General features: G+C 69.8%; 9 protein-coding genes and 1 pseudogene. 5 read left to right on the top strand and 5 right to left on the bottom strand.

The genetic code is table 11. The annotated features are described in order from the left end of the window. Window positions 1-345 precede the first annotated feature (345 nt). Together ACWDEX_RS36770 and ACWDEX_RS36765 are read right to left on the bottom strand one after the other, a co-directional pair. Window positions 346-1,626: a Dyp-type peroxidase gene (locus ACWDEX_RS36770; RefSeq protein WP_450468977.1), complete on the bottom strand. Its 1,281-nt coding sequence runs from the start codon at window positions 1,624-1,626 to the stop codon at window positions 346-348. Window positions 1,627-1,636: 10 nt separating this feature from the next. Further along, window positions 1,637-2,218: a copper chaperone PCu(A)C gene (locus ACWDEX_RS36765; RefSeq protein ID WP_450468975.1), complete on the bottom strand. Its 582-nt coding sequence runs from the start codon at window positions 2,216-2,218 to the stop codon at window positions 1,637-1,639. A 139-nt stretch (window positions 2,219-2,357) separates the two neighbouring features. Here ACWDEX_RS36765 and ACWDEX_RS36760 point away from each other — a divergent pair, with 139 nt between their 5' ends. From ACWDEX_RS36760 to fumC, 3 genes are all read left to right on the top strand, one after another. Continuing rightward, complete coding sequence (locus ACWDEX_RS36760; protein ID WP_450468973.1) at window positions 2,358-2,984, top strand: copper resistance CopC family protein; 627 nt, start codon at window positions 2,358-2,360, stop codon at window positions 2,982-2,984. Window positions 2,985-3,157: 173 nt separating this feature from the next. After that, on the top strand, window positions 3,158-4,831 hold the full coding sequence (locus ACWDEX_RS36755) for an NAD-dependent malic enzyme (protein WP_450468972.1): 1,674 nt from the start codon (window positions 3,158-3,160) through the stop codon (window positions 4,829-4,831). Next, complete coding sequence (fumC, locus tag ACWDEX_RS36750; RefSeq protein WP_450468970.1) at window positions 4,828-6,312, top strand: class II fumarate hydratase; 1,485 nt, start codon at window positions 4,828-4,830, stop codon at window positions 6,310-6,312. Before ACWDEX_RS36755 ends, fumC begins: the two co-directional genes overlap by 4 nt. 172 nt (window positions 6,313-6,484) lie before the next feature. Here the strand turns inward: fumC and ACWDEX_RS36745 are convergent, their stop codons facing one another. From ACWDEX_RS36745 to ACWDEX_RS36735, 3 genes are read right to left on the bottom strand one after another with little or no spacing between them, the layout of a single operon-like run. Further along, window positions 6,485-6,826: a FeoC-like transcriptional regulator gene (locus ACWDEX_RS36745; RefSeq protein ID WP_450468968.1), complete on the bottom strand. Its 342-nt coding sequence runs from the start codon at window positions 6,824-6,826 to the stop codon at window positions 6,485-6,487. Continuing rightward, window positions 6,823-9,045, bottom strand: a complete 2,223-nt coding sequence (feoB, locus tag ACWDEX_RS36740) for a ferrous iron transport protein B (RefSeq protein ID WP_450468966.1) — start codon at window positions 9,043-9,045, stop codon at window positions 6,823-6,825. The genes ACWDEX_RS36745 and feoB overlap by 4 nt, the downstream gene beginning before the upstream one ends. Next, entirely contained in the window at window positions 9,045-9,275 is a 231-nt protein-coding gene (locus ACWDEX_RS36735) for a FeoA family protein (RefSeq protein WP_450468964.1), read from the bottom strand. Before ACWDEX_RS36735 ends, feoB begins: the two co-directional genes overlap by 1 nt. Before the next feature lie 92 nt (window positions 9,276-9,367). Between ACWDEX_RS36735 and ACWDEX_RS36730 the strand changes: the two are divergent. Beyond that, window positions 9,368-9,748, top strand: a pseudogene (locus ACWDEX_RS36730) (helix-turn-helix domain-containing protein); the annotation flags it as partial. A gap of 89 nt (window positions 9,749-9,837) precedes the next feature. After that, window positions 9,838-11,103 carry a hypothetical protein gene (locus ACWDEX_RS36725; protein WP_450468979.1) on the top strand — a complete coding sequence of 422 codons (1,266 nt, stop codon included), beginning with the start codon at window positions 9,838-9,840 and terminating at the stop codon, window positions 11,101-11,103. Window positions 11,104-11,173 lie beyond the last annotated feature (70 nt).

Raw genomic sequence — 11,173 nt, 5'->3', positions numbered from 1 at the left:
AGCTCGACGAAAGGATTCGCGTTACCAGACACGGATATATCCGTAACGCTCCCTTGCATCGGCCATCGACCGGGGAGGAGCCCGGACCACCGGCCTGCTCCCAGTCCCCAACCCCACTCCGATCAGGCAAAACACGCCTGACGGCCCGTCGCACACTGGGTGATCTCGACGTCTCGGCTCCTGCGCCTGCCCCAGGACTTCAGTAACGATGGGGCTCCCCCGACCGAGGGACCGTGAACTTTCACCGCCTTGACGGACACCACCGGCGGAACACATCGTGCCGTGTTCCATCCCAGCGGCGGTGTCGTCACCGGGCGGCTCTCGCGCCCGGTGACGTCGGGTGGGCTACCCCAGCAGGGTCTCGCCGATCCAGCCGCCGGGTGCGCAGCCGGGTGGGACGGCGAAAACGGCGGAGCCGATGGGGGTGGTCCACTGGTTGAGGAGGTCGGAGGCGGCGAGACTGCGCTGGATCGGCAGGAACTGTTCGCCGATGTCGCGCTGGAAGGAAGCGAAGAGCAAACCGGTGTCGGGGCGTCCGTTTGCCGCCGGGGCGTCGTCGTAGTTGTAGGGGCGGCGGAAGATGCGCTTTCGCTCGTCGTTCATATGGGCCCGCCGTATGTGGGCGAACTCGGAGATGACCGGGAAACCGAACTCGTTCTTGGCGTCGAAGTCGGGTTGGTCGGCCTCCGCCGTGCCGGTGAGCGGGGCGCCGGTGCCGAGCCGTCGGCCGACCGTGAATTCCTTGGCCTTGGTGTCGGCGGCGTCCCAGGTCTCCAGCTCCATGCGGATGCGCCGCAAGACGAGGGTCGTGCCGCCGTCGCGCAGCCAGGCGGGGCCTGAGTCGGTCCACACGACCTTGGTGAAGACGTCGCCGCCGGGTGCCGGGTTGGCGGTGCCGTCGAGTTGGCCCATGAGGTTGCGCTGGGTGACGCCGTCGTCCTGGATGCCGCGTCCACGGCGGAACCCGCGCTGTGTCCAGCGGAGTCGGGCGAACGTGCGTGCGTCCTTCGTGAGCATCCGCTGGGCGTGCGCGACGGTGAGAGGGTCGTCGGCGCAGATCTGAACCAGCAGATCGCCGCCGCTCCAGCGGTCCTGGAGCCGGTCGATGGAGAAACGGGGCAGAGGCGCGAGCGAGGCGGGTCGCTGGTCATCCAGTCCGGCGGCCTTGAAGAGCCCGGGGCCGAACCCGAAGGTGACGGTCAGCCGGGCCGGAAGCGCCGCGAGTTCCGCTTCGGTGTCGGCGAGGGCCGCCTCGCCCTGGGTGAGCCGTGCGGCGTCATCGGTGAGCAGGCGCATCATACGGCCCAGGGCTGCGCGGTCCACCCCGTCGGCCAGTTCGAAGCCGAGGAACACGGCGTGGGCCTGGGCCGGGGTGACGATCCCCGCCTGGTGCCGTCCGTGGAAGGGGACCTTCGCTACGCCGTAGGCGGCCTCCTGCGGCCGCGCTTCAGCGAGGTCGCGGACTCCGTCACCGCCGTCGGTGGCTGCGGCGGCGCCGATGCCGGCTCCGGCCAGGGCCCCGCCGACGGTGAGCGCGCCGCCGGCAAGCAGGCGGCGGCGGCTGACCGCGGCGGGGCCCCCGCCCGCGTCGGCGGGCGGGGCGGGGTGGTCGGGGGTGTTGTCCATGGCAGGGAGGTCAGCCCTTCTTCATGCCGGGGTGGTAGTTCTCCTTGCCGCCCGCGAACGCCTTGGCGACGGCGGTGAAGCGCAGCGTTCGGCCGTCCTTGAGCGTCAGGGTCACGGTGACCTCGTCACCCGGCTTCACCGCCTTGGTCAGGCCCAACAGCATCACGTGATCGGAGCCCGGCTGGAGTTTGTGGCTGCCCTTGGCGGGGATGACGAAGCCGCCCTTCTTGGGGCGCATGACCGGCTTGCCGTCCACGTCGGCGACTTCGTGCAGCTCTGTTTTCTTCGACACGGTCGAGGTGCCGGACACGACCGTGAGCTCGGTGCCGGTGTTGTTGACCAGGGTGCCGAAGACGCCCGTCATTCTGGAATCGTCGGCCTTGGCCTTCACCCACGGGTCCTTCATGGTCACCGGTGCCGTCGCGGCCTTGGTGGGAGTCGCGGTGGGAGTGCTCGTACCCGAGGAGGACGAGTCGCTCGTGCCACAGGCGGTGAGGGCGACAAGGGATATCGCCCCGGCTGTCGTGGCAGCGGTGAGGAGACGCAGACGGGCGAAACGACCTGGAGCGGTGTTGGTGGCTGTGGTGCGCATGGCGTTATCGGCTTTCGGTTCGGTTGCGGCATCGGTCCCGCAGTCACAGCAGGAGTCGGACCGCACCGGCGCGAAGTTCCCCGGCGCGGACGGCGAATTCCGGGGAACTTCCCGGAGGTCGGAGCCGACGTACTGTTATGTGAAGCGACGAGACCTCTGCCGTCCGGCCGCCGTACCGGCCCTGACGGCACTGCTGCTGGCCACCATGTGGGTCCTCCTGTCCTCGCCGCCGGCGTGGGCGCACGCGCAACTGCTCGGTTCCAGCCCGGCCGCCGACTCCGTGGTGACCAAGACACCTGCCACGGTCACGCTGCGCTTTGACAGCCCGGTGAGCCAGGGATACACGACGGTCGTGGTCGCCGGCATCGACGGGACCTCCTACAGCGACGGTGCGCCGACGGTGGTGGGTGGCGACGTACGGCAGAAGGTCAGCCCTCTGCCGAGGGGCAGGATCCAGGTGACCTGGCGAACCGTCGCGGCCGACGGGGCGCCGCTCCAGGGCCGGTACGACTTCACCAACGCCGACAAGACCGCGGTCGCTCAGCCCTCGCCCGCGCGGACGGCGCCGTCCGCACACGCGGCACAGACTTCGTCCCCGCCCGAACGACGGGTGACATCCGCGGGTTCGCCCGCTGCGGAGGACTGGCCCTGGTGGGCGGCAGCGGGTGCGCTGGTGGCCCTCACGATCGCACTCATGACCGTCGGGGTCCGCCGGTCCGCCGCCGTTCCCCGGCCAGAACGCCGAGAGGATCCACCGCGACACTGAGTCACGGTGCATGTCCCCGCCCTCACAGCCGAACCAGCCCGGCCGTCTCCAAGGACTGAAGATCAACGCGCGCACGTGGGAGCCTTGTGCACACGGTGGAGGTAGCGGCGGGGGACTTGGCCTGTGATCACCGGGCGGCGCGCACCGATGCATACGCACGTGGGGAGAGCGTCATGACCAAGAGGACCATGCGGACTCCTGCCACCCCAGGCGTCCTGGTGGACCCGCTCCGCAACCGGGGCGTGGCGTTCACTGAGGCAGAGCGGGATGAGCTGGGTCTGACCGGGCGACTGCCGTCCGGGGTGCTGGCTCTGGAACAGCAGGCGCGACGCGCTTATCAGCAGTTGCAGGCGCAGGGCAGCGACCTGGCCAAGAACGTGTACCTGGAGCAGTTGCACGACCGCAACGAGACCTTGTATTACAAGGTGCTCACGGAACACCTGGTGGAACTGTTGCCGGTCGTGTACGACCCCACGGTCGGCGAGGCGATCGAGCAGTACTCGCACGAGTACCGCCGCCCGCGAGGTGTCTTCCTGTCCATCGACAGGATGGATGACATCGAGAAGGCCTTCGCCACGGTCCAGTTCGGGCCTGAGGACGTGGACCTGATCGTGTGCACCGATGCCGAGGAGATCCTGGGTATCGGTGACTGGGGGGTGGGCGGGATCCAGATCTCGGTGGGCAAACTGGCGGTCTACACCGCGGCAGCCGGCATCGACCCGCACCGTGTCATCCCCGTGTCACTGGACGTGGGCACGGACCGTGAGTCGCTGCTGAACGACCCGCTTTACCTGGGCAACCGGCACCCCAGAGTTCGCGGCGCGGACTACGACGCGTTCATCGAGAAGTACCTGGAAACCGTGTCGTCGATGTTCCCGGGTGCGCTGCTGCACTTCGAGGACTTCGGCCCCAGCAACGCCCGGCGGATCCTCGAGACCTACGGTGACGCCTACCGGATCTTCAACGACGACATGCAAGGCACCGGCGCCATCACCCTGGCTGCGGCGCTGTCGGCCGTCAAGGTCAGCGGCGTGCCGATGCGGGATCAGAAGCTGGTCGTCTTCGGCGCCGGCACTGCGGGGGTGGGCATCGCCGACCAGATGCGCGACGCGATGATCCGCGACGGTGCGGATCCCGTGCAGGCCACCGCGCACGTGTGGCTGATCGACAAGCAGGGACTGCTCACCCGGGACATGACCGACCTGCGGGACTATCAGCAGCCCTACGCGCGCGACCCCGCGGACGTCGCGGACTGGGGGAAGGACGACGGCGCCATCTCGCTGTTGGAAACCGTCCGGCGGGCCGAGCCGACCATCCTGCTGGGGACTTCCACGGCGCACGGCGCGTTCACCCGTGAGGTCGTCGAGGCGATGACCGCGGGCACCGAGCGGCCGATCATCTTCCCGATCTCCAACCCCACCTCCCGCATCGAGGCCATGCCCGCCGACGTCATCGCCTGGTCCGGCGGGAAGGCGTTGGTGGCGACGGGCATCCCTGTCCCGCCGGTGAAGTACGACGGCGTGACCTACGAGATCGGGCAGGCCAACAACGCGCTGCTGTACCCGGGGCTGGGCCTGGGCACCATCGTCGCCGGGGCTTCCCGGGTGACCGCGGGCATGCTGCTTGCCGCCGCACAGGCGGTCGCGGGCCAGGTCGATGCGACGGGGCCGGGTGCAGGCCTGCTGCCACCCGTGGAGCACATCCGGCAGTCGTCGGCGATCACCGCGACCGCCGTGGTCCGGGCCGCGGTCGACGAGGGCGTGGCCGCCCGCAAGCCGGCCGATCCCGGCCAGGCCGTACGGGAGGCCATGTGGGAGCCCGTCTACGGAGACGGAGTGACGTCATGACCGCGCAGCACTCCGCCGCAGGCCAGGCTGTTGAGGACCAGGCCGCGAGGATCCTCGACGTACCCATCGGCCTGCACGCGACCGGCACCCGGCGGGAGACCGACTCCATGGGCGCCATCGACGTCCCCGCCGACCGCTACTGGGGCGCGCAGACCCAACGGTCCCTGATCCACTTCTCCATCGGGGACGACCGGATGCCCAAGGTCGTCTACCACGCCTACGGCTACGTCAAGAAGGCCGCCGCGATCGTCAACGGACGTGCCGGACGGCTGCCGGCCTGGAAAGCGGGCCTGATCGAGAAAGTGGCTGACGAAGTCATCGCGGGCAAGCTCGACGACCACTTCCCGCTGTACGTGTGGCAGACCGGGTCCGGGACCCAGTCCAACATGAACACCAACGAGGTGATCAGCAACAGGGCGATCCAGCTGGTCGGCGGCGAGTTGGGCAGCAAGTCCCCGATCCATCCCAACGACCACGTCAACATGGGGCAGTCCTCCAACGACACCTTTCCCACCGCCATGCACATCGCCGCGGTCAAGGTCGTCCACGAGCATCTGCTGCCCAGCGTGCAGGCGTTGCAACGGGCCATCGAGGCCAAGGCCGAGCAGTGGCACGACGTGGTGAAGATCGGCCGCACCCACCTGGAGGACGCGGTCCCGCTCACCGTCGGGCAGGAGTGGTCCGGCTACGCCCACCAGTTGCGACAGGCCATCGACCGCGTCACCGCCTCCGCGCATGGCCTGTACGAGGTCGCCGCAGGCGGCACCGCGGTCGGCACCGGGCTGAACGCCCCACCCGACTTCGCCGAGCAGGTCGCCGACGAGATAGCCTCGGCGACCGGTTATCCGTTCACCACCGCCGCCAACAAGTTCGCCGCCCAGGGCGGCCTGGACGCAATGGCCGGGGCCTCCGCCGGGCTGCGGGCCCTGACGATACCGCTGATGAAGATCGCCAACGACATCCGCTGGCTGGCGTCGGGCCCCCGCTGCGGCCTGGGCGAACTCACCCTCCCCGCCAACGAACCGGGTTCCTCGATCATGCCCGGCAAGGTCAACCCGACCCAGTGCGAGGCGATGGTCATGGTCTGCATCCAGGTGCTGTCCGAGGACGCGGCCATCGCCATCGCAGGCTCACAGGGCAATTTCGAACTCAACGCCATGCGCCCGGTCATCATCAACAACTTCCTGCACGCGGCCACCATCCTCGCCGACGCGTGCACCAAGATGCGCCAGTACTGCATCGAGGGCACCCGGCTCGACCGCGACCAGATCGACCACTATGTCGAGCGGTCACTCATGCTGGTCACCGCCCTCTCCCCGGTCATCGGCTACGACAAGGCCTCCGCGATCGCGCACAAGGCCGACGACGAGGGCACCACCCTGCGCGAGGCCGCACTGGCCTCCGGCTATGTCACCGCCGAAGAATTCGACCGCGTCGTCGATCCAGCCGCCATGGTCGGCTCGGCGAAGCAGCATGGGTGAACGGGGCCGCCCGCGTGAGCCGCTCAGTACCGGCGCAGTAGCGGCCAGAGCACCGCCCACGGCCGGTCCGGTCTTGTGCGGAGCACCACCTCCCGCCACGGGCGGCCGCGCGCTGCCCTGAGCGCACAGCCGCGGCTCGACAACACGGGTCTTCGTCTCGGGCCGGCGACGGTCAGGGGCGGGGTCGTACCGTGATCGCCACCAGCACGGGCCCCGAGGGGCCGTCGGTGCCGCAGCCGGGCCCCCCGTCCCGGGCGGCGGAGGGGCAGCCGCCGCAGCCGCCGGAGGAGCATCCCCGGCCGATGTCGGTGGTGCCGAGGGCGCCGCGCTGGACCCAGTACTCCACCATCGCCTCGGCCTCCTCCCGGCTGACCCCGACCTGCCTGGCCACTTCCGCCAGGCTCACCCCGCCGCCGCGAGCGGCGCGGATCTCGGCGAGCACGGCGCGCAGCGCGCCACCGCCGGCCGGGGAGGGCGCGGGGGCGGGTTCGCTGCGTCTCCAGGGCAGTCTCACCACAGCAGCGCTCCGACCTGGTACACCGCCACCGCCAGCAGCCAGGCGATGGCCAGTTGCATGCCGGTACCCAGCAGGGTGAGCCGGGTGCCGATCTCCGCCCGCTGCGCGGCGAGTGTGGCCATGCAAGGCGTGTAGGCGAGCAGGAAGACCATGAAGGCGAGCACGGCGGGCACGGTGTGGCCGTGCGAGGTGCGGTCGAAGGTGGAGCGCAGAGCGGTGCCCAGCGAACCCGCGTGGTGGTTGTTGCCCGGCTGCTGCACCTGGTACGTCTGCGCCATCGTGGAGACCACGGCCTCCTTGGCGACGAACCCGGTGATCAGGCTGGCCGAGGAGTGCCAGTCGCCGAACCCGGCCGGCTCGAACACCGGGGCAATGGCCCGGGAGGTGCCGCCGAAGGCACTGTGCTCGATCGGCACCTTGCCGAAGCCGCCGTGGCCGCCCCCGAGCGGGATCGCCGACAGCAGCCACACGGCGGTGACGGTGGCGACGATGACTCCGCCCGCAGTCCGCAGGAAGGCGCTGAGCTTCTGCCAGGACTGCATGCCCACCACCCGTACGGTGGGCCTGCGGTACGGCGGCAGCTCCAGCACCAGTGCCTCGTCCTTGAGGTCACGGAACAGGACCCGGCGCAGCAGTCGGCCGATCCCGATGACCAGCAGGATGGAGAGCACGTACATGGCGAAGACCGCGGTGCCCGCCCTGCTTCCGAAGAAGACGCTGGCGAGCAGCACGTAGACCGTCAGCCGGGCGCTGCAGGTGACGTAGGGGATGAGCATGCCGACCAGCAGCCGGTGGCCGCGGTTGGCGAGGATGCGGGTGCCGGCCAGGGCGGGCACATTGCAGCCGAAGCCGACGATGAGAGGCAGGAAGGCACGGCCCGGAAGGCCGATCAGGCGCATCACCCGGTCGACGACGAACGCGGCGCGGGCCATGTAACCGGAGTCCTCCAGCAGGGCCAGCAGCACGAACATGATCGCCATCAGCGGTACGAAGGTCAGTAGCTGGCCGACGCCGCCGACCAGTCCGTCCAGTACCAGCCCGGAGACCCAGCCGGGTGCGTGCACCGCCCCCAGGGTGGCGGTCGCGGCACGGTTCACCGGGCCGTCGAGCAGCGCCTGCAGGCCGTCCTGGAGGGGAACCGCCAGCGTGGTGGTGGCGGTGAAGACGCCCCACATGACAGCGAGGAACACCGGGATGCCCAGCCACCGCGAGGTCAGCACCCGGTCGACCCGGTCGGTCACGGTGGGGCGGTCGGCGGCACGGCGGTCGACGGCGGCCGCGAGCACCTGGTGCGCCCAGGCGTAGCGGGCCTCGGCGACCAGGGTCTCAGGGTCGTCCTCGGGCAGGTCCATGTGGTCGGCCGGGGCGTCCGCGCTGTCCGGGGCGCCGGGGAGCAGACGCAGTCCGGCTTCGCGGGCCTGCTCGCACAGTTCCTCGGAGACGGTGGGCACGGGCTCGCCGCACAGCAATGCGAGTGCCAGCCACCGTGGGGCGTAGCGCTCCCCGGCTCCGGCCGCCACCAGGGCGGTGAGGGCCGCGATCTCCTCCTCCAGGGCGCTACCCAGATCGGCGGGGCGGGGCGGGTACGGATCCGCGAGCATGGCGCACACGGCCACGGCCAAGTCGTCCAGGCCTTGCCCCTGGTGGGGGACGACGGGGACGACGGGGGTGCCCAGGGTGTGGGCCAGTGACTCAGCGGAGACGTTCAGGCCGCGGGAGCGGGCCACGTCGACCATGGTGAGAGCGACCACCACCGGGACGCCGGTGTCCAGGACCTGACTGAGGAAGTAGAGGTTGCGGGCGAGGTTGGCCGCGTCGACGGTCACCACGACCACCTCGGGGCGGCCGTCGAGGCCGTGGTCCACGAGCAGATCGCGGGTGAGCTCCTCGTCAGGGGAGCGGGGCACCAGGCTGTAGGTGCCCGGGAGGTCGATCAGGGTCAGGCCGTCGGCGTACGGAGTGTCGGCCGGGCGCCAGGTGCCGCGCGCGACGTGGACGGTCTTGCCCGGCCAGTTACCGACGTGCTGACGGGCACCGGTGAGCGCGTTGAAGAGGGTCGACTTGCCGACGTTGGGATTGCCCACCAGAGCCACCCGGGGCACCGCGCTGCGGACGGCGACGTCTCCGGCGTCCTCGACCGGGTCGCAGCAGGGCTTCTCCAGCATCGCGGCGCGGGTGGCGCGGCGCAGTCCGGCGGTCCGGTCCTGGAACCCCATCAGCGGGCCACCGCCGGCTCGACCAGCAGCGCGCCCGCGGTGGCCCCGTCGAGCGCGACCCGCGCATCGCCCAGGCCCACCAGCAGCCCACCGGTGGCTCCGCGGGCCACCACGTGCAGTGGCGCGCCCGGCACGAAGCCCAGTTCCAGCAGCCGCAGCCGTTCGTCTGCGCGCACGCGTAGACGGCGCAGGGTGAGTCGGTCTCCCGGGGCGCAGTCGCGCAGGTGCATGCATCCTCCCTACCGTCCACAGAATCGAACGAACCAAGGCTAGGCGTGCCTAACCCAGTAACGAACCAAGGCTAGGCGTGCCTAACTCAGAGATGAACGGCGGGGTGCGCTTCGAGCACGTTCACAAGCCTTCACCCCCGGGATCCGTGAAGCCCATACCGCGGCTCATCCGCGGGAAAGGAAACGGGAAACAGCATCTGTCGCCTTGTCCGTCCAGTCGGGGTTGCCGCACGCTTTCGTGCGGCAACCCCGTTCACCTGGATGGACGGTTATGGAGGTTCTTCGTGCCGCAGCCGTCCACCGACTTCGGTGAGGAGCTGAGGAAACGGCGTTTGGAAGCCGGTCTCAGTCTCACCGGGCTCTCCGCCGCCGTGCACTACAGCAAGGCACAGCTGAGCAAGGTCGAACGAGGCATCAAGGCGCCCAGTCGTGATCTTGCTCGCCTGTGCGACGCGGCCCTGCGAGCTGACGGAGCGCTGATCGCGTTGGTCGGCGCGCCCGCTGCCGGCGCGCCGGAGGCAGTGGCCACCAGCGGGTCCGATGAAGCACCCTCGACTCCGACTTGCAGTTCTACCGGGTCGAGATCAAAAGCCCTGCCCCCGTACACGTCTTCCGACGTCACCTCCGCGTGTACGGCGTGCCGTACGAGCAGTACATGCAGGCCGATTCCGTCCCCACGGCCGAGGAATTCCTGGGCGAGCAGCGGCCGATGCGGGAGATCGCGACCTTCGCCGACCTGGTGCGCCGGGCCCGCGAGGCAGCTCGCCCCGGCACCGGGTTCGCGGATTGGTGCGCGACGGCTCACAGAGCGTGGGACGACCGGCGCAGGGAGATCGCCAAACTCGTCGCCGAGCGCCCCGAAGGGCCGCAGCGGGCCTTGCTGATCACCGTGGCCATGCTGCACGGTGCCCATGCCGACGTCATCCACGAGGCGGCCCAACTCCTGCTCAGGACCGCGATCCGTGCGCACTTCTGGGACCACATGCCCGACCTGCGCCGGCATCTCGGCACCTGGACCGCGCGCAGCGTCGACTTGACCGGACCGCACATCACCCAGGAGCTTCGCCACGACCTGGTGGCGCGGTTGGCCGAAGAGTACTTGCGGACCAGAAACGAGGAAGGCCTGGCCTCCCTTGCCGAGCACTGGAGCACCACGACGTCGAGCCGGGGCCAGTTGGAGGCTGCGGTCCATGCGCTCACCTGCGGCCTCAACGACCCCGAGCACGGCAGGAGTTTTCGTCGACGGATCTACCACTGGTGTGTGACCAAGCGACTCAAGGGGGAGTTCGCGCAGGTCCTCGTCCAGGTCTGCGGGGATGTCATTGCGTCCAGCCACCCGGATCAGGCCATGTTCCGGCTGTACCACCTGGCTCGCCGCGAGCGCGGCAGCACTCGCGCCCTGGACGCACTGTGCGAGTTGGTGTCAACGAGCAGCCGACTGCGCCGACGGTTGCTCGACCGTCTGGCACGCTCTGCCCTCTCGCCCTCTGAACTAAGCATCTTCCTGAGCGCCTGCGGACCGGTGCCGCTGATCGCCTCCTACGACAACTCACTGGCGCTCATAGAGGAGAGGGGGGTGCAGGACTCCCTGATCAGGTGCTGGCAAGCGGTACTGGACGGGGTGCCGCGTACACAGTGGCAACCGTACGCGGAACGCTGGGTGCATGTGGCGACCGGCAACGGACGCCGCGGTGACCTGCTGCTCGACCTCATCGTCGGCGCGGCCGACCGGTGTGAGGGCAAGCGTGGCGCCACCTTCGCCGCGCTGTACGCGAGCGCCCGAGCCGCCGAGCGCACCTCCCTTGCTAGGTCCGTACTTCGCGGGTGACTGAATCGGCTGGTTCGGGGCCTGTGAGAGTGTCTATTGGAGTCCTGGCCGCGTTGGTGGGGTGTGACGA

The sequence above is a fragment of the Streptomyces sp. NPDC001020 genome, assembly GCF_053599115.1.
This window is presented reverse-complemented; position numbering and strand designations above follow the sequence as displayed.